General features: G+C 67.0%; 17 protein-coding genes and 1 tRNA gene. 4 read left to right on the plus strand and 14 right to left on the minus strand.

What is annotated here, in order from left to right; all coding sequences use genetic code 11:
• The first annotated feature begins 29 nt into the window (after positions 1-29).
• From ACIQPT_RS28090 to ACIQPT_RS28100, 3 genes are read left to right on the plus strand one after another with little or no spacing between them, the layout of a single operon-like run.
• On the plus strand, positions 30-644 hold the full coding sequence (locus ACIQPT_RS28090) for a helix-turn-helix domain-containing protein (protein ID WP_401159774.1): 615 nt from the start codon (positions 30-32) through the stop codon (positions 642-644).
• Positions 645-690: 46 nt separating this feature from the next.
• Positions 691-897 (plus strand): hypothetical protein, encoded by a 207-nt coding sequence (locus ACIQPT_RS28095; protein ID WP_401159775.1) that lies wholly within the window; start codon positions 691-693, stop codon positions 895-897.
• Between the two features lie 33 nt (positions 898-930).
• Positions 931-2,325 carry an MFS transporter gene (locus tag ACIQPT_RS28100; protein ID WP_401159777.1) on the plus strand — a complete coding sequence of 465 codons (1,395 nt, stop codon included), beginning with the start codon at positions 931-933 and terminating at the stop codon, positions 2,323-2,325.
• On the opposite strand, the gene ACIQPT_RS28105 is transcribed toward ACIQPT_RS28100, so the two are convergent.
• The 6 genes from ACIQPT_RS28105 to ACIQPT_RS28130 form a co-directional block, all read right to left on the minus strand.
• A complete protein-coding gene (locus tag ACIQPT_RS28105; RefSeq protein WP_401159779.1) occupies positions 2,285-3,082 on the minus strand; it encodes a S16 family serine protease in 798 nt (265 codons plus the stop codon). The genes ACIQPT_RS28100 and ACIQPT_RS28105 overlap by 41 nt on opposite strands.
• Positions 3,083-3,316: 234 nt before the next feature.
• Entirely contained in the window at positions 3,317-3,961 is a 645-nt protein-coding gene (locus ACIQPT_RS28110) for a helix-turn-helix domain-containing protein (RefSeq protein ID WP_164620270.1), read from the minus strand.
• Positions 3,962-4,464: 503 nt separating this feature from the next.
• Positions 4,465-6,249, minus strand: a complete 1,785-nt coding sequence (locus ACIQPT_RS28115; protein WP_401159781.1) for a DEAD/DEAH box helicase — start codon at positions 6,247-6,249, stop codon at positions 4,465-4,467.
• Positions 6,250-6,405: 156 nt separating this feature from the next.
• Positions 6,406-6,789, minus strand: a complete 384-nt coding sequence (locus tag ACIQPT_RS28120; RefSeq protein WP_401159783.1) for a type II toxin-antitoxin system death-on-curing family toxin — start codon at positions 6,787-6,789, stop codon at positions 6,406-6,408.
• The gene (locus ACIQPT_RS28125) at positions 6,789-6,986 is read right to left on the minus strand and encodes a ribbon-helix-helix protein, CopG family (protein WP_032775118.1); all 198 of its coding nucleotides are present in this window, start codon (positions 6,984-6,986) and stop codon (positions 6,789-6,791) included. The genes ACIQPT_RS28120 and ACIQPT_RS28125 overlap by 1 nt, the downstream gene beginning before the upstream one ends.
• A 44-nt stretch (positions 6,987-7,030) precedes the next feature.
• Positions 7,031-8,530, minus strand: a complete 1,500-nt coding sequence (locus ACIQPT_RS28130; protein ID WP_401159785.1) for an MFS transporter — start codon at positions 8,528-8,530, stop codon at positions 7,031-7,033.
• A 217-nt stretch (positions 8,531-8,747) separates the two neighbouring features.
• On the opposite strand from ACIQPT_RS28130, the gene ACIQPT_RS28135 reads away from it, so the two are divergent.
• A tRNA-Cys gene (locus ACIQPT_RS28135) sits at positions 8,748-8,822 on the plus strand.
• Positions 8,823-8,900: 78 nt separating this feature from the next.
• Here the strand turns inward: ACIQPT_RS28135 and ACIQPT_RS28140 are convergent.
• From ACIQPT_RS28140 to mycP (ACIQPT_RS28175), 8 genes are all read right to left on the minus strand, one after another.
• The gene (locus ACIQPT_RS28140) at positions 8,901-9,671 is read right to left on the minus strand and encodes a hypothetical protein (RefSeq protein ID WP_401159786.1); all 771 of its coding nucleotides are present in this window, start codon (positions 9,669-9,671) and stop codon (positions 8,901-8,903) included.
• A 78-nt stretch (positions 9,672-9,749) separates the two neighbouring features.
• Positions 9,750-10,184, minus strand: coding sequence for a hypothetical protein (locus ACIQPT_RS28145; RefSeq protein WP_401159787.1), 435 nt, complete (start codon positions 10,182-10,184; stop codon positions 9,750-9,752).
• A gap of 91 nt (positions 10,185-10,275) precedes the next feature.
• The gene (locus ACIQPT_RS28150; RefSeq protein ID WP_401159789.1) at positions 10,276-10,902 is read right to left on the minus strand and encodes a hypothetical protein; all 627 of its coding nucleotides are present in this window, start codon (positions 10,900-10,902) and stop codon (positions 10,276-10,278) included.
• 23 nt (positions 10,903-10,925) lie between these two features.
• Positions 10,926-13,241, minus strand: coding sequence for a hypothetical protein (locus tag ACIQPT_RS28155; RefSeq protein ID WP_401159790.1), 2,316 nt, complete (start codon positions 13,239-13,241; stop codon positions 10,926-10,928).
• 17 nt (positions 13,242-13,258) lie between these two features.
• Positions 13,259-13,693, minus strand: coding sequence for a hypothetical protein (locus ACIQPT_RS28160; RefSeq protein WP_401159792.1), 435 nt, complete (start codon positions 13,691-13,693; stop codon positions 13,259-13,261).
• Positions 13,694-14,313: 620 nt separating this feature from the next.
• Positions 14,314-15,609 (minus strand): type VII secretion-associated serine protease mycosin, encoded by a 1,296-nt coding sequence (gene mycP / locus ACIQPT_RS28165; RefSeq protein WP_401159794.1) that lies wholly within the window; start codon positions 15,607-15,609, stop codon positions 14,314-14,316.
• A gap of 263 nt (positions 15,610-15,872) precedes the next feature.
• Positions 15,873-17,261, minus strand: coding sequence for a type VII secretion-associated serine protease mycosin (gene mycP / locus ACIQPT_RS28170; RefSeq protein ID WP_401159795.1), 1,389 nt, complete (start codon positions 17,259-17,261; stop codon positions 15,873-15,875).
• A 245-nt stretch (positions 17,262-17,506) separates the two neighbouring features.
• Entirely contained in the window at positions 17,507-18,898 is a 1,392-nt protein-coding gene (gene mycP, locus ACIQPT_RS28175) for a type VII secretion-associated serine protease mycosin (protein ID WP_401159797.1), read from the minus strand.
• Positions 18,899-18,957: the final 59 nt, after the last annotated feature.

Raw genomic sequence — 18,957 nt, forward strand, 5'->3', positions numbered from 1 at the left:
AGCACTCTTTGCATCTCTACCTTCGAGTCATGGCAGAGAACGAGGACGTCCGCCCCCACCGCTACGACGGCACCGACCGGAAGATCCACAACGTCGACGCCCGCACCTTGCGGGCCATCGCGCACCCCCTCCGGCTGCGACTGCTGAAAGCGCTGCGCGATTTCGGCCCCGCCACCGCCTCCAAGCTCGGCGAGCGACTGGGCGAGTCCAGCGGCGCGACCAGCTACCACCTGCGCCAGTTGGCCGAGTCCGGCATGGTCGAGGACGCCCCGGAGCTGGGCAAGGGTCGCGAACGCTGGTGGCGGGCAGCCCACGACGGCTCGACCGTCGAGAGCTCCGAATTCCGGACGCACGCCGACCCGGAAGTGCGCGGAGCCATCGACTTCCTCCTCCACGAGACGGCCACGAGCCACGCCCAGGAGCTGAACACCTGGCTGGGCACGATGGACGACTGGTCGCAGGAGTGGCAGCGCAGTTGGGACCTGAGCGACTTCACGATCCGCCTCACCCCGGAGCTGGCTCTGGAGCTGGCCCGGAAGGCCCAGGAGCTCGTGGAGAGCTATCGGGGCCGCGTCCCCGACGACGCCGAGGGCTCGGCCGTCGTACGGACCCACCTGCACACCTTCCCGCGCACCTCCGAATGAGCGTCGCACCGCCGCCAACAGCCCGCCACCCGAAGGGAATCGTCTTATGCACGCCGACGTCCACCACCTCCTGCACACCGCCCGCGCCACCGAACTCCACGGCGAGGCAACGGCGTTCCGCCTCCCCCGTACCAGCCTGCGCACCCGGGTCGGCTGGACCCTGGTCGAGGTGGGCCTGCGCCTGACGACCCAGAGCCGGGAAGCGAGCACGACCGTGAACGCGCCCCGCGCCACCGCCTTCCGTACCGCGTAACGGCCCTACGACCATCTCGGGGGAGACAGAACCATGGGGCACCGCACCCCGCTCGCCGCCACGCTCGCCGCCAACTCCATCTCCACAGCAGGCACTTCACTGACCCTGATCGGCGTCCCCTGGTTCGTCCTGGAGACCACCGGCAGCGCGGGCCGGGCCGGGTTCGTCGCGTTCTGCGCGACCCTGCCGATCGTCGTCGCCGCCCTGATCGGCGGACCGGTCATCGACCGGATCGGCCGCCGCCGGGTCGCCATCGCGTCCGACGCCGTGTGCGCGTCGGCCATCGCCGCGATCCCGCTGCTGCACGCCGCCGGCGCCCTCGACTTCTGGATGCTGTGCGCGCTGATGGCGCTCAACGGGTTCGCCCACACCCCGGGCAACACCGCGCGCTACGTCCTGATCCCGGACCTGGCCGAGCACGCCGGCACCACGCTCGCCCGGGCCGCCAGCCTCTTCGACGCGGTATCACGCGGGGCCCGGATGCTCGGCGCGGCACTCGCCGGGGTCCTCATCGCCTTCGTCGGCGCGGAGACGGTCCTGCTGCTGGACGCGGCGACGTTCGGGCTGTCCGCCCTGCTGGTCGCCGTGGGGGTACGGGGAGTGCGCGCGGCCGAACCGCGGAAGGCCGAGGCCCCGGTCTCGCTGCGCGCCTACGGCTCCGAACTCCGCGAGGGATACGCCCACTTGCTGGGAAACCCGCTGCTGCTGTCGGTCGTGATCATGGTGATGTTCATGAACGGCACCGACCAGGGCTGGAACGCGGTGCTGCTCCCCGTGCACGCCGAGGCCGAACTGGGCGGCGCGACCGCCATCGGGCTGCTCACCGCGATGTTCGGGGCGGGCGGTCTGGTGGGGGCCCTGCTGTACGGGGCGGTGGGGCACCGCTTCTCGCGGCGTGCGGTGTTCACGGTGTGCGTGATCCTGTGCGGTGCGCCGAGGTTCCTGGTCGCCGCGGTGACCGGGACGACGCTTCCGCTCGCGGTGACGATGCTGCTGAGCGGGATCGCGGGCGGCGTGCTGAACCCGATCCTGACAACCGTGATCTACGAGCGCGTGCCGGACCGGCTGCGCAGCCGGGTGTCGGGAGCGCTGACGGCGGGCTGCGAGTTCGCGATGCCGCTGGGCGGGCTGGCGGCCGGGCTGCTGGTGGAGGCCGCGGGGGCGACGGGGGCACTGCTGCTGATGGGCGGGGTCTACTTCCTGGCCACGCTGAGCCCGCTGGTGTTCCCGGCATGGCGGACGCTGGACGACGCGCCGGAGGCGGAGACGGAGGAGTCCGGGGGGTCCCAGAACACTGAGAAGGCTGGGACCGCTGGGACCGCTGGGACCGCTGCGAACACTGGGGACACTGGGGACACGGGGAATCCGTCCTCCGTACCGCCGCAGGTCAGCAGCTCGGCACCTTCCCGCCCGTCTCCAGGGCCTTGAGCGAGCCGACCGCGTCCTTCAGCGTGGAGACGGGCACGATCCGCAGCCCGTCGGGCCGCTCGGCCTCGGCCTGAGCGCACTCGGCCTTCGGGACGAGGAAGACGGTCGCCCCGTCGCGGTGGGCGGCCTGGGTCTTCATCGACACCCCGCCGACCGCGCCGACCTTGCCGTCCGCGCTGATCGTTCCCGTACCGGCGATGGTGCGGCCGCCGGTGAGACCGCCGCCGGAACCGTTGCCGTCGAGCTTGTCGATGATGCCGAGGGAGAGGAAGAGCCCGGCGCTCGGGCCGCCGATGTCACCGAGGTCCACCTCGACCCGCATCGAACCGGCCTCGCGGTCCAGGTAGTTCAGCGCGGCGTCGACGGCGACGTTCTGCGACTCCTTCATGTCGTCGAGGTTGTGCTTCTCGATCTCCTTCTCGGAGCCGCCGGTGGGGTAGACGGAATCGCGCGGCATGACCGCACGGTCGTCACGGAACCAGCCGTCGACCACATCGCCGATCCGGACGTCCGCCTTCGGCCCGGTGGCCAGGATCGTCGTCATCCGCAGCTGCCCGTCGGTGGACCGGGTCTCGGCGCCGGTGATGGTGATCACCGGCCGCCCGTCGTCCTTGCCGAGCACGTCCGCGGTCACCCCCGGCCGCGCCAGGGTGAACGGCAGCGGCGCGAGGGCCGCCGTACCGAACAGGGCGAGGACGGGCAGCGCGCAGAGGGCGAGGACGCGGGGGCGAGAGAGACGAGAGAGACGAGAGAGCACGCACCCAATCTAACCGGCGCGCCGGACCGGGAACGCGCCAGGCGTACGCCGTGCTCTCCCGCCCTCGCCACCTCCGCGAGGGCGGGCCCGGGGGGCCCGGGCGCACTCCCCGGCCGGTACGCGCCTACCCGCGGCACGCATCGGCTCCTTCCCGGCACGCACCGGCTGCGGCACGCACCGGAACCTTCCCGGTACGGCCTACCGCGGCACGCACCGGAACCTTCCCGGTACGGCCTACCGCAGCGCGTCGGCCACTTCCCGGGCGGCGTCGAGCACGCGGGGCCCGACCCGTTCCGGTACGGCGTCGGCGAGCATGACGACACCGACGCTGCCCTCCACGCCCGAGACCCCGACCAGCGGGGCGGCCGCCCCGCTGGCCCCGGCTTCGAGTTCGCCGTGGGTGAGGGTGTAGCCGGGGTGTCCGGACTCCGTCGTCTGGCGGGCGGACAGGATGGCCCGGCCCGCCGCGCCCCGGTCCAGCGGGTGGCGGAAGCCGGCCCGGTAGGCGACGTGGTAGTCGGTCCAGGTGGGCTCGACGACGGCGACCGCGAGGGCGTCGCTGCCGTCGACGAGCGTGAGGTGGGCGGTGGCCCCTATGTCCTCGGCCAGGGAGCGCAGCGCGGGCAGCGCGGCTTCCCGGACGAGCGGGTGCACCTGTCGGCCGAGCCGCAGCACACCGAGGCCGACGCGGGCGCGGCCGCCCAGGTCACGGCGGACCAGGGCGTGCTGCTCCAGGGTGGCGAGCAGTCGGTAGACGACGGTCCGGTTGACACCGAGTTTGTTGGACAACTCGGTGACGGTCAGGCCGTGATCGGTGTCGGCGAGCAGTTTGAGGACACGCAGTCCTCGGTCGAGCGTCTGGGAAGTCTCCGCTGTCACGACGCCCTCTCCTCTTCGGGGTGAGCGACGACGGTCCTGCTCCGGCGGTTGCGACGCCGGTCCCAGCGGCGACGCACGGAGAGGCCGCCGGTCTGGCAAGGCACCGGCTGCGCTCCGCGGCGGCGTTGCCACGGGGCGTTCATATGGCGGGGACAGTAGCGATCCAGTCCGCTCAGCGGAAGTACTCGTCCAGAATCCGGTCTCCGGACACGGAGCCACGGCACGGCCCGCACATAACGGCCGGTCAGCGGGACGGCGTCCGGAAAGCGAACATCTACGCGCGTTCACGTGTCACGACGCGGCCGGGGCGACCCGTCCACGGATGTGAACCAACGTTAACGATGTGTGAACGGCCACCGGAGAAATTTCCCGGAACCGCTCCCCGGAAACGTCGCCGAGCCGCCCGGAAAGCGGTCGGCCCGTACGGAGAGGACACCTCCGTACGGGCCGCCGAAGCCGAACGCCACCGGGCTACCGGGCTACCGAGATCTCGTCACCCGGGATCACGTCATCCGGGTGGCCCACTCCTGAACCTTCACGATGCGCTGCTGGATCTGGTGGGCCGTCGCCTCGGCGCTCGGAGGACCGCCGCAGACCCGGCGGAGCTCGGTGTGGATGACACCGTGGGGCTTGCCGCTCTGGTGGGTGTAGGCGGAGACCATCGTGTTGAGCTGCTTGCGCAGGCTCAGCAGCTGCTTGTGGGTGACCACGGGCCGGGCGTCGGCGGGCTTCTCCAGGAGGTCGGCCTCCTCGGCCGGCTTCTGGCGGCTGTGCGCGATCTGCCGACTCTGCCGCTTCTGGAGGAGCAGCTGGACCTGGTCCGGCTCCAGGAGCCCCGGGATGCCGAGGTAGTCCTGTTCCTCCTCGGAACCGGGGTGGGCCTGCATGCCGAACTCGGCGCCGTCGTACAGCACCCGGTCGAAGACGGCGTCGGACTCCAGCGCCTCGAAGGGCAGCTGCTCCTCGGTCTCCTCGTCCTCCAGCTTCTCCGCGTCGGCGAGGAGCTTGTCCTCCTCGGAGAACGGGTTCTCCTCGTCGCTGCCCTTCTTCGGCTTGTCGAGCACGTGGTCGCGCTCGACCTCCATCTCGTTGGCGAAGTCGAGGAGCATCGGGATCGTCGGTACGAAGACCGAAGCGGTCTCGCCGCGCCTGCGCGAGCGCACGAAGCGCCCGACGGCCTGGGCGAAGAAGAGCGGGGTGGAGATGGTGGTCGCGTACACACCGACGGCGAGCCGCGGCACGTCGACACCTTCCGACACCATCCTGACCGCGACCATCCAGCGCGACTCGTCCGCACTGAACTTGTCGATCTTCTTGGAGGCGGCCTTCTCGTCGGAGAGGACGACGGTCGGCGTCTCGCCGGTGACCTTCTTGAGGATCTTGGCGTACGCGCGTGCCGAGTCCTGGTCGGTCGCGATGACGAGGCCGCCCGCGTCGGGGATGCCCTTGCGGACCTCGGTGAGCCGCTTGTCGGCGGCGGAGAGCACGTTGGGGATCCACTCGCCGGTGGGCGCCAGCGCGGTGCGCCAGGCCTGCCCGATGGCGTCCTTGGTCATCGGCTCGCCGAGCCGGGCGGCGATCTCGTCGCCGGCCTTGGTGCGCCAGCGCATGTTGCCGCTGTAGCTGAGGAAGATGACCGGGCGGACGACGCCGTCGGCGAGCGCGTTGCCGTAGCCGTAGGTGTAGTCGGCGGAGGAGCGGCGGATGCCGTCGTTGCCCTCCTCGTACGCGACGAAGGGGATCGGGTTGGTGTCCGACCGGAACGGCGTACCGGTCAGCGCGAGCCGCCGGGTCGCCGGGTCGAACGCCTCCTGGCAGGCCTCGCCCCAGGACTTCGAGTCACCGGCGTGGTGGATCTCGTCGAGGATCACGAGCGTCTTGCGCTGCTCGCAGCGGTTGCGGTGCAGCATCGGGCGGACGCCGACACCGGCGTACGTGACGGCGACCCCGTGGTAGTCCTTGCTCAGCGGTCCTGCGCTGTAGTCGGGATCGAGCTTGATCCCTATCCGCGCGGCCGCCTCCGCCCACTGCTTCTTGAGGTGCTCGGTCGGGGCGACGACGGTGATCTGCTGCACGACATGGTGGTGCAGCAGCCACGACGCGAGGGTCAGCGCGAACGTGGTCTTGCCGGCGCCGGGCGTCGCGACGGCGAGGAAGTCGCGCGGCTGCTCCTGGACGTACCTCTCCATGGCGCCCTGCTGCCAGGCTCGCAGCTTCCCGGCGGTGCCCCAGGGGGCGCGGCCGGGAAAGGCGGGTGAGAGGTGGTGGGAGGCGGTGGTAGTAGTCACGGTCTCCGGTTCGGGGCTCTCGGGTACGTGGATCGCTGTCGGCACCGGACCGGGCCGGTACGTCCCGGCCCGCGATACGACAACCGGGCCACCTTACCGGGGGCCCGGTTGAAACCCGGTACGAACGAGCCGCGCCGATGCCCGACGAGACCGTGCTCACATCGCGTCACGCAGCGCTCTCAGCCGCCCTGCGATCTGGTCCACATCCTCAAGGCTGCCCATGGCCACCTCGGTGACGAGTTTGTAGGCCTCGTCCTGGTCGACCTCGACCATGTCGGTCCCGTTGATGTCCAGGAAGACGACCGTGGACATCCACGCCATGCGCTTGTTGCCATCGACGAGAGGGCGGTTCACGGCCAGCGACTGCAACAGCCCGGCGGCCTTCTGGAAGAGGTCGGCGTACGCCTCGACACCGAACATCCGCGACTGGGGCCGGTGGACCGCCGAGCTGAGCAGCCCCAGGTCACGCACCGCGACCTGCTGCCCCCCACAGGCGAGCTCCGCCAGGTCCAGGACTTCCTGGGCCGTCAGGTACTTCACTACTCCCCCAGCCTCCGCAGCAGATCGGCATGGCGCACCGCGTACTTCGCACCGAGTCGGCGAACCGACTCCCGGTCAGCCTCGACCTCCAGATAGCGGTCGATCGCCTGAAGCACTATGGCGTGCATGCTGCGGCCCTCCTGCTCGGCACGGAGCTTCAGCGCCTCTTGCTGGTCCTCGCGTATACGCAGGTTCATAGCCATACCAAAAAGGTACCACCCATGGGGCCAAAGCAGTACCGTTACTGCTCCCGCACCCGAGTCGCCACCCAGGCCCCCACCACCGCCACCCCCGCCATCGGCAGGAACACGGCGGCGAACGCGCCCGGGTGCGAGCTGGAGGCCCCCGCCTCCACCGCCCCGTGCGCGGCCGCGCCCAGGGCCTTGCCGCCGAGGGCCGCGAAGGCGGCACCGCCCATGGCCAGCAGCAGTACGTTGGAGAGGCCGTCGGAGATCTGGAGCGCGGCGGAGTTGGAGCCCGCCTCCTCCGGGGCCGACAGCTTCAGCAGCAGCACGCTGGTGGAGGCGATCACCATGCCCATGCCGAAGCAGCCGAAGGCCCAGGCGACGGCGACGGTCCAGACCGGCACCCCTTCGATCAGTACGGAGGGCGCGACGGCGATCGAGGCGGCGACGAGGATCATGCCGCTGACCATCAGCCGCTCCCGGTGGGCTTCCATGCGCGGCCGGGACTGGACGAACGAACCGAGCGCCCAGGTCGCCCCGCCCACGGCCAGCGAGAGCCCGGCCATCGTCGGGGACAGCCCGCGCTGGGTGACCAGCATCAGCGGTACGAAGGACTCGGCGGCGATGAACGACCCGGCGGCGACCCCGCGCAGCAGGACGACCGAGGGCAGCCCGCGCCCCGCCCGTACGGTCCCGGTGGGCAGCAGTCCGCGGACGGCGGGCACCAGCAGGGCGACGCCGAGGGCGGCCGGGAGGAGGGCGAGCCAGTTCAGCTCCTGCCCCGCGTACTGGAGCAGCCCCGCCCCGGCCGAGATCCCCAGCGCCAGCCGGATCCGGCGGCGGTCGTACGGCTCGGTGGCGGCGGCCGGATCCGCGGGCCCGGAGGCGGTCCGCCGGATGGCCGGGAGGGCCAGGGCAAGCGGAACCACGATAAGGACAGGTATACCGACGAAGACCCAACGCCAGCCGAGATGCTCGGTCACCGTCCCGGAGGCGAGCGGCCCGACGACGGAGGGGATCACCCAGCTCGCGGCGAAGGCCGCCAGGATCGCGGGCCGGATGCGCTCGGGGTAGGCCCGCCCGATGACCACGTACAGGGCGACGATCACCAGCCCGCCACCGAGCCCCTGGACCGCCCGCCCGGCGATGAAGATCCACATACTGGAGGCCGCCCCGGAGAGCAGCAGGCCGGCCCCGAACGCGGTGATCCCGGTGGCGAGCGGCTGGAGCGGCCCGCGCCGGTCGGCCCACTGCCCGGAGAGGACCATGGCGAAGAGGCTGGTGGTGAAGTACGCGGAGAAGGCGAACGCGTAGAGCGGGATCCCGTTCAGCTCGCGTGCCGCCACCGGCATGGCCGTGCCGACCGCCGTGGCCTCGAACGCGATGAGGAACACCACGGAGACGATGCCGATGCTCAGCGCCCGGTAGGTGCGCCCGAGGACCCCTTCGACGGCCGCGAGGGGAAGGTCGGACAGGGGGTCCGGGGAGGGGGCGTCGGTCGCGGTCGGCGCAAGGCGCGCGGCATCGGTGCCGTCACGCGGTTCGAGGGCGGTCATGGCCTCAGCGTAAGGGGCGTGGTGCGGTTTGAACCCTGTCGATGTACGGTCCCGGGCTCGGCCCTTGGTCGTAGGTCCGGAGCCCCGGGTGTGAACGGCGTATGGCAGTCGCATTGCGGCCCGGCCGCATCCCTTGAGGCGGCGACCGGGGACCCGTAGCGTCATGGACAGCAAAGAAACACAGCGAAGAATAGGAAGAAGCAGAGCACCACACCCCGACCGTGTGCCCGAGAGGCTCAGGGGCTCGACTGCAACTCGAGTTACACCGGTTCGATTCCGGTCACGGTCTCCACAGCACGGAAGTGGGCGCCCCCGATATACCAGGGGGCGGCCACTTCCGCACGTACGGCGACCGGCCGACGACCGGCACTCAGTCCGCCTTCAGCGCCTTCATCACATCGCGCATATCGGTGACCAGGTCAGCCCGGTACGCGAGCAGCTCGGGATCCGGCGGCGCGTCCGGCGTCTCCTCCGCGCCCTCGTCCCCGTTGTAGCCCATCCAGGAGGACAGAGTGAGCGTCACGACGGCACCGCCCTCCACGACCTTCAGGTGCATGGTGTTGTCGTCCATGACCAGCAGGTGAGCCAGGTCCCCGAGGTCCGGCACCTGCTCCACCTGCGTCACCGTCACGCCATCGATCTCCGTCAGCGTGCTGCTCGCCTCGAATTCGGGGCGCGGGTCGGTCTCCTTGTGCAGCTCGGCCGTGACGGACGCCTCGTAGCCCGTCGTCCAGCCCTCCCCTGCCTCGCCGTCCTGCGCCGCGTCCGCGGCGTCCTGCGGGGTAAAGGTGACGGTGCACCTGATGCGATGGAGGGCAGGATGCTCGATCCCGTCCAGTTCGGTCGTCGCCGGCTCAGGGTCCGTCGCTGCCACCACCTCTGCGAGGGCCTTCAGCTCCACCGCGGCGCAGGAGTCGGACTCCACGCGGTAGCCGTGCAGATCCGGCTTCCGGTCGCCACCGATCCCGTACGCGAACACCGCCGTAGCCCACACCGCCGACGCCACCAGCGCTCCGGCCACACCCCAGAGCAGCCCTTGCCGCCGGCGCCGCCCGGTCACGGGATCCCGCTCGAACCCGCTCACCACCTCCGGGAGCGCGCCCGGCACGTCCTCCCCCACCAACTCCGGCTCGGAAATCACACCGGCACCTCCCCCTGGTCAACGGCTACGGTACCGGCCCCCGCCCCCGCCCCCGCCGCCCCACCGCCCCGTCGCGCGTCACGCGGGGTCGAGTACCGGCCGGGCCTCCAGCCCTCCGTCGCCCTCGCAGCGCAGTTCCTTCGCCATGGCCAGGGCAACGGAATGGGCCACTGTCGCGTAGGCGTCCTTCAACTTCTCCGAATCGCCCTCGGGCTCCGTGGGCGACCAGCGCTCCACGCCGATGTCAATGTGAGCCGGCAGGGAGCCGGGCAACTCCTCGCTCCGGCAGGCGAACTGGACAACGCCGGCGTCCACAGCGGCCAGGGCACGCTCCCCCATCCGAAGCACCGTGAACTTCGAGGCAGGGTCGCCCTTCGGTGGGCCGCCGGTCAGCTCGCAGGTGACCTCGATGTAGTCCCACGGTGCTGCGCTCATCCCGTAGACACGGCAGATGTCCCCGTCACCGACGACGGCAAACGCGAGGCGCTCCCTCAGCGCCCGCGCGGCCTCCACGACGGTGGCCTCCGCTGCCGCCCCTGGAACCGCGCCGATGCCGTGATGACCGTGCCGACAAGACCGACGCAGCCCCGGCCGGAAATCCCACTCACGTGGATGAGGGAAGTGCTGTGGGAATGACGGGAGGCTTCGCGCACCCCATCTTTTCTGTAACCGATTGGGCGAACGCCCTCAGCAACTCCCACCGGAGCTCCGTTCCAAGGCTCTCCCCCACCACCTCGAACTGGAGCGGAAGATCGGACGGCTGGGAGGCAATGGCTCCAGGTACCGCGCATACCGCGATCAACTGCGTTCGCGCCCGGGCATGTTCCAGTGCCACGTATACCGATGCGTTCACCTGACGCCACGTCCGACTGATCTCAGGGCCCTCCATCATCCCCAGTGAGAGGACGGACCACTTCACCGTCGCATCGACGGTGCCGCTGATCCGGTCCCCCTCGAACGTGTCCATTCGACAACCGGTGTAGCGGGTATGCAGCAGATCCGACTCCTGCCACCGCTTCGCCTCCCGTACGAGACGATCCGCCAGCACATCGGCCCGAGGCGTCCCGCTCACCTCAACGTCGCTTCCTCCCGCCGCCTTGACGGCCGCCTCCACATTTTCGGCGCCGAGCAAGGACTTACACCAATCCAGTTCCGGTGATCCCGCACGGTCCTCGCCCCCGGAACACCCCGAGAGAAGACCGCCGATGGCCAGACCCGCAATGGCCGTCATCCGGACCCCGTAGCGGTGCAGCATCACTTGACCCGCCCTTGATCACTGACCGCGGTCTTACCGTTCCCATAATAGGTCTCGATATCCAAGCCAAGCTTCCGCTTCTCGTCAGCCGACAGCCCGATCTCGTCCGCATAGTTGAGCAGGGGCGTAACAGCTCCGCGCTCCCCCTCAGCCTTGAACTTGTCAATCCCGGTCAGCGCTTCGTCATTATTGTCGTACTCGCGCTGCTTCAGGTAATCCATCGTCTCACCGGCATATCCGGTGTCAATTGCCGCGGTTGCGGTATCCATGACAAGGGGAACTGTTGTAGCGGCCACGACTCCCGCAGCGGGACCCAGGACCACTGCAGTGCCGACCCCCACCACAGCACCTACGCCGGAACTGACGCCGAATTTCCTCCACTCGGCTTCCTTCTCCATCTCCAGTATCTTCCCTTCTTCTTCTCCCTTGAACTGCTGATGGATGCCCTCGATGCGCGCCTCGTCGATGATTCCATGCACCTTTGCCCCGCCGTATCCGAAGTGCAATCCGAGTTCCTGGCGCTCGGCTCCGAATGCCTTCATTCCACTTGCCTCGTACACCTGCTGCGCCGACGACAACGTCCGCCAGCCATCTTCGTCGGCTGCCACCACACCCATGAACCGACGCGTCGCAGTTTCGCCGAAGTCGGTCCGCTCGGAACCATCGCTGCTGTTCGCGAACAGCTCGTCACGCCCGAGTTCGTCACCCGCCGACCCGAAGTTATACGTGGAATAGTTGAGGTCGTCGATGTACGCGGCCCCCATACGCCCCAAGTTGTCCTTCAGCGCTTCATGCCGACTCAGCAGTCCCGAATCCGAGCCATAACTATCGATCACGTTCTTCATGATGCCCGCCGTCACGTCGTCGCGCTTAAGCGTGGGCGAGGGGTCGTCCCAGGCGTGCCCAGTAGTCGCCGCCTCCAGGGCCTTCCCGAGCGAATCAGGCATATACTCCATGGACCTTTTCATGTCGTCACGATCGTGACCTGTGATGTCGTAGAACGGGTCGTAATCTTCGTTCTGGAAGAAGTCCAGGTAACTGGTGATCTTCTGCCCGTCCTTGCTCTCTCCGAGATCAGCGTCACTCTTCTTCGGGGTGCCGTCCTCGTTGTACGCGGTGGGTTCGGCGGAGAAGAAGTGTTTCGCGGCCTCCGGGCTGTGCCCCAAGGCTTCCATCATGCTGTTCACCGGGTCGTAGCCGGAGCCGTTGACACCTGAGGGGTTCAACGGATTCTCCGGCCCGCCGGGCAAGCCCTTCGATCCGTAGAAGAAATCGTGGTCCTTCTGCCTCAACTGGACCACATGCTCGGCAATGGGGTTGAGGAACTTGGGGTCGTAGTTCCCGTACCGCATGATGCCGCCGAGCAGCTGGTACCCGTACGGCCCGCTGTTGTCGTACTTGGCCAGCGGGATGCGTTCCGTGCCCATTTTTCGGAGCTCCGGACCCCACTCCGCGGAGAACGCCTTGTCGTGGGAGGCGGTGGCCAGATTGAGGCCCAGGTTCTTCTGGAGCGCCTGGACGTCCTTGAGCCGCACCTCGTCAACCTTCATACCCTCGTGCGTATCCGTGGCAAGCTGCCCGAAGAAGGCGAGCGAGTTCTCCGGGCCGAGCTTCTCGTAGAAGCCCTTGGCGAACTCCGGCGACTTGGCATTGTCACGCAACAGCTCGTTGAGTGCCAGGAGTTGGGCGTGCGTGAGGTCACGCCCCTTGCGCGCGAGGTCGGCGGCACGGGTGGCTTCCTCCTGGTCCAGGTTCTTGTACTTCGGACTGCTGAAATCCTTGCCTTCGGTGACGTTGGCCTCGAGCGCGTTCTTGAAGGCGACGTCAGTGTCGTTGCAGTTGTCGACGATCAGGTCGATCTTCTTCTGCCAGCTCTCGACGGCTTCCTTCTGCTTGCGCAGCGCCTCGGGGTAGTCGGGATCGTGCCGCGCAGCCACGTCTTCCTCCAGCGGCCTCCGCGGCGTGACCTTGCCCTTGGCGTCCACATGGATGCCCGCCTCGCGCCCTTCGACGTCGCGGATGTTCACCAGGTCGCCCTTGGCCTTCTTGAAGGCCGTGTGAGCGTCTTCCAGAACGAGCTTGACACCTTTGGCCTCGGCTACCGCGTCCTTGAACTCCTTGGCAGTCTTGCCGATGAACCCTTTGGTGACGCCGGCGTTCGCGCCCTCCCACTCGGCCTTGACCGCCTTGACCTTCATACCGTCATTGGCCAGCTCGGCCAGGCGTTGCAACTTGGTGACCATCTCCGACCAGTCGTCGGCAGCCTCCTTCAGCTTGCCGAGCGGTGCGTCGATGATGTCCTCGTACTTCAGCACGCCGACTCTCCCATTACTTACTTCAGATACTCGTTGAGCTTCGACACACTGAGCAGATCGCCGACGATCTGGACGTCGTCCTTGTGGTGAGATGCCGTGGAGTAGTTGAGGTGGTTCGAGATCTGCGCGCAGGCGTCGAGAAGCGTCTTGAGGTGCGTCTGCCAGCGGTCGTGGACCTTCAGCAGACCGGATCCGCTCTCGAAGTTGCCGTTGGTGAGCGCGATGGCCGCGTCGAAGGTCGCGGGCCGGGCATGATCGCCGTCCTTCGACAGCCGCGTGCGCAGCTCGTACGCGTCATGCCCGATCGCGCCCAGGTCGTCATCGTTGACGGCAAGGTCAGCCTGGGACGGGCCCTTCGGGCTTCCTGGTTCGGCAGGGATGCCATTGAGGCGCATATCAACCCTTTGGGTCGATTCAGCACGAAGCGCTGACCATTCCGCATCGAACGTCATGAATTCCCCTGTGGTCACTCGTGAAACCCCCCGAAACCTCGGCGACTTCACCCAACGAGGACACTCATGCTAGCCACCTGGCATCGATCGGATTACTCCGAACCATGCGGTCTTCGCAACTCCATCACACGGCGAAAGACCGCCCTTGCTCGCGACTTCCCTACCTCCCTGCGAGCATCACGATTCCCCGCCGACTACCACCCGCAAGGCATTCCTGCCCTGGACCCCAGGAAGATCGGGCACTACTTGCAGAAGCTGCACTCATGCAGCCAAAAGGCTTTTTTTCAGCCAAATAGATAGGTTCGAATTCCGCCATCGCGCGGCCCGCCGCGGAACAGCTCAACTTACGGCTTGCCACACACTCAGCCGGTAGAGCCGGATCCTTGCCCCGGTGGAGCTTCGTAGAGCGCACCGGAGCGGGACACTCGGCGGTGACGGCCCGTAGCTGCCCTGAGGCACCGGTGCAGACGAGACTGCAGGACTGGGACGTGAGGTGCCGTGGAGCCTCCCGTCGAGGAGACGGCCAACCGGGCGCTGACCGCAGCGCCGACACAGGTAGAGCACAGCGTCTCGCACCTGAATCACTTGGCATCGCGCCGCGCCCAGGCCTGGTGCACTCTTCAGCCGATGGAGCCGGGACCTTGGCCGGGAGGGGCTCCGTAGGGAGCGTCGGGGTAGGAGCTGATCGGCGGTGGACCGTAAGGAGAGTACGGCGGCTGGTTCGGATACGGCTGCTGCGCACCCACCGGTGGAGCCTGTCCGGCAACAACCTCTCGCCGACGAGAACGGAGCACTACCGCAGTCGCGACGCCACCAACCAGAACTGCCCCGCCGATTCCCAGGCCGAGCCAGAGAACGGTGTTGCTACCTTCGTCCGCCGCCGCTACGGCAGGCTTCTCACTCTGATCAGAACCGCCCCCAGCCTTGGACGGCTGCGGCGAAGGCGCCTCGGACGCCGCAGCAGCAAGATCCGGAAGCGGATACACATCGGCCGGCCCGGGATCCCCCGGCGTCTTCAGCGCAATACGCGGACGAACGATCCCGTAACCAATCCCGTCGGACCGATCCTTGCCACTGACAGGACTGCCCGCAGTATTCAGCATGACCCGCAAGACCTGATGGTTCGCCCAGTTCGGATACTTGGACCAGATCAAGGCTGCGGAAGCGGAGGCGAGAGCTGTCGCGTCGCTAGTACCGCTGCTCTTACACAACTGGGTTCCTTCAGAACACGCGTGGATGGTGTCCACGCCCGGCGCTGCGAGATCAACCTGCGGTCCGTACTGAGAGGACTTGGCCCTTCGAAGGTCCTTTCCGACGGACCCCACTCCGACAACACCCGGCGTCCCGGCAGGATACTCGATCGAGTTTTCCTCATCTCCACTGTTTCCCGCAGCCGCGAAGATCAGCGACCCTTTATCCAGGGCGTAACTAACAGAATCTGTCAACCGTTGCGATCCAATGTTATTACCGAGAGAAATATTGATGACCTTGGTGCCCTGATCGACAGAAAAGCGAATTGCCGCCGACACGTCATCGTTGAAATATCTATCCCCTGTCGCCCCATTGACTTTACCCTCGCTATCCTTGACGCGGATCGGGAGAATTTTAGATCCCGGAGCCAGACCGAAGGCACCACCCCTGCCGCCGGCATTACCGGTTCCAGCAATGAGACCAGCGATCCCGGTCCCATGATTGTCGTAGTCTGTAAGCTCGTCCCCCGGAGAATCTGTCGCCAGATCTTTCCCCTTGAGGACGCGACCCTGAAGATCAGGTAATGATGTATCCATGCCTGAATCGATCACCGCAACAGTGACGTTCGCGCCTGTGCTGATCTCCGACATCTGCCCGGCGCGCATCACATCCAGATGCCACTGACGGGAACGAACAGAATCAGCTTGTGCAGGGATAGCGCCCACCAAGAGCAGTGCTACTGCAGCGGACAGAATAGCCCCACGCCGGGCAACGACTGCACTACTGGAACGCATTCCAGTCCCTTTTCTGGATTCTTGCTGCTCAGACAATCACCGGTGGCACGACACGTCAGGCGGTCTGCTGCAGAATCTCTTCGTCCTCAGCTGTACGTGATCAGGCCTCGCATTTCACCCCTGTACGAAACACGAGCGCGTTGCGGAACCCGTAGCCTCCTACCGCGCCCCCGCGCGAAGACCGGTGCGCCCTTTCAGCCGACGGGCCCCGGACCTTGGCCGGGCGGAGGTCCGTAGGGCGCATCGGAGTACGGGTTGTTCGGCGGTGAGCCGTAGAGAGAATGCAGCGGTTGAGGGTGCTGCTGGTGTGGATACGGCTGTTGATAGGCCTGAGGGACGGTCGCGGCAGCGGTCGCAGCGCGCCGGCGCCGGGTGACCACCAGTGCACACGCGACACCCGCCAAGGCCACTGCCCCGGCACCGAGACCGACCCAAAGACCTGTGTCACCACCGTCGTCGTCACCCGAGGCGGCCGTCGCAGGGTCTAGAGGCCTTGCCGGGCCATCAGCAGCCTTGGACGGCTCTGCGGAGGGCTTCTCCTTCGCTGCGGCCTCCGCCTCGGCCAGGTCCGGGAGAGGATACTCATCGGCCGGACCGGGATCGCCGGGCTTCGTCAACGCCGCCCCCGGACGCACTGCACCGTAGCCGACGTAGTCGTTGCGCTTGGCGCCGCTGGTCGGGCCACCAGCCGTATCGAGCATGACCCGAAGGACCTGGTTGTTCGTCCAGTTCGGGTACTTGGACCAGATCAGGGCGGCAGAGGCGGAAGCGATGGCGGTGGAGGCACTGGTGCCGTAAGACTTGCAGAAACCGGTCTCACCAGTACAGGCCTGAATCATGTCTTCGCCCGGAGCGGACAGATCCACCTGAGGTCCGTAGTGAGAGAAATCGGCCTTCTTGAGGTCTCTACCAATCGCGCCGACGCCCACCACACCTGGAGTGGATGCCGGGTACATGGTCTTGTTTCCCTTTTCCGCATCGTTCCCGACGCCAGCAAAGATAAGAGACCCCTTACCCAGGGCGTACTTCACGGCCTCGTCGAGGTTCCGCGAACCCTCCTCAACAGCCTGAGAGATATTGATAACCTTCGCGCCAGAATCGGCAGCGTACCGAATTCCTTCCGGCACAGACCTATTGAATTCTCTCAGTCCGTCTGCCTGGGTATTCAGCTTCTCTCCAGGGGTCATTCGAATCGGTAGGATCTTCGCGCCCGGCGCCAGCCCGAATGCCCCACCTCCCCCGTCCCCCTTGCCTGTTCCAGCGATCAATGCGGCCATCCGGGTACCGTGACCGTCCGGATCGGTGTGCTCGTCTCCCGAGGCACTCAAGGCTAGGTCCTTGCCCCTGAGGACACGGCCTTGCAGGTCAGGGACAGAGTCATCGACGCCGGTATCAATCACCGCGACCGTGACACCCACCCCGGTACTCATGGCCCACATCTCTTCTGCCTTCATGGCATCGAGGTGCCACTGCATCGACCTCATGGAATCCGCATGAGCCGGTGTGGCGGTACCCACCAGCAGTCCGAAAACCGATACGAGAACGGCGTGGGTATGCACTTTTCGCTGACTGCCGATGGGCATGCGTTTCCCTTACCAGGTGTTGGTCAGTCGATAACTGGTGGCACTACGCGCCTGGATCCCTGTCATCAGTCGTCGAAGACCGGGGCGCCGGCGGCATCATTTTGCCGACAGCGCTTCTCCACACTTTTCTTCGTCCTGACAGGAAACGGCGGCTCGTTGCAGCCCCCTAGCACCTGCGCTTCCCGCCAGCACTGCTCATCCCAACACTTGACTTAACGCCGCCGCGCACAGGCCTGGTGCACCCTTCAGCCGACCGAGCCGGGACCTTGGCCGGGAGGGGCTCCGTAGGGAGCGTCTGGGTAAGAGCTGTTTGGCGGTGGACCGTAGGGAGAGTACGGCGGCTGGGGATGCTGTTGGTGCGGATACGGCAGCTGCTGGCTTGTCGGCGGAGCCTGTGCGGCAACAGCCTCTCGCCGACGAGAACGCAGCACCGCTGCTGTCACGACGCCGCCCACTATGACGGCCGCGCCGACACTAAGACCGAGCCAGAGAACGGTGTTGCCGCCCTCGTCCGCCGCCGCGACAGGCGGCTCCTCGCTCTGACCAGAACCGCCCCCAGCCTTGGACGGCTGCGGGGACGGCGTTTCTGACGCCGCTGCGGCGAGATCCGGAAGCGGGTACACATCGGCCGGCCCGGGATCCCCCGGCGTCTTAAGCGCAATACGCGGACGAACGATCCCGTAGCCAATCCCGTCGGACCGATCCTTGCCGCTGACGGGACCGCCCGCAGTATTCAGCATGACCCGCAGGACCTGATGGTTCGTCCAGCCCGGATGCTTGGACCAGATCAGGGCGGCGGAAGCAGATGCGAGAGCTGTGGCGTCACTGGTGCCGTGCGACTCACACAGGCCGGTGCCCCCTCCACACGCATGAATGATCTTTTCCCCCGGCGCCGCCAAGTCCACTTGTGGACCATATTGCGACTCCTTGGTCCGCCGTAGATTCTCGTCGACAGCCCCTACTCCCACGACTCCAGGGGTGCCGGCCGGATATTCAACTCGATTGGCGCCATCTCCACTGTTCCCCGCCGAAGCGAAAATCAGCGCACCTTCATCGAGAGCATATTTTACGGCATCATCCAATCCCCGGGACCCCGTAGAAACGCCCAGAGAAATATTGATGACCTTGGCCCCATTCTTGACCGCGTAGCGAATAGCGGAAGGAACTTCCTTATGGAAATCGCTTTCGGAGGATGCTTGATTCGCCGCACCCATGGAATCTGGCACACGGACGGGCAGGATCTTAACGCCGGGAGCGAGACCAAACGCCCCGTTCCCACCTCTGGCCTTTCCCGTTCCCGCAATAATTCCGGCCATCCCGGTGCCGTGACCATTGTAGTCGGCGTGCTCATTCCCCTTGGCATCAGCCTCTAGGTTCAATCCGTCAAGGACTCGCCCATCCAGGTCTGGGTGCGAAGAATCCACTCCTGAGTCGATCACCGCGACCGTTACGCCAGCACCAGTGCTCACCTTCCACATCGATTCCGCTCTCATCACGTCAAGGTGCCACTGCTCAGAGCGCGCGGAGTCCGCAAAGGCAGGTGCGATCGAAATTCCGAAGACCAGGAGAGTGAGCGCGACGGCCTGCACAATCGTGTGACTGACCATACGTACCCTGCTGTCGCTACTCACGCCCATCTGCTTCCTCTGCCGTTGCGAACTAATCAGTCGATGACCGGGGGAACAATCCGTCGGCT

The sequence above is a fragment of the Streptomyces sp. NPDC091289 genome, from assembly GCF_044757365.1.
Lineage (GTDB): Bacteria > Actinomycetota > Actinomycetes > Streptomycetales > Streptomycetaceae > Streptomyces.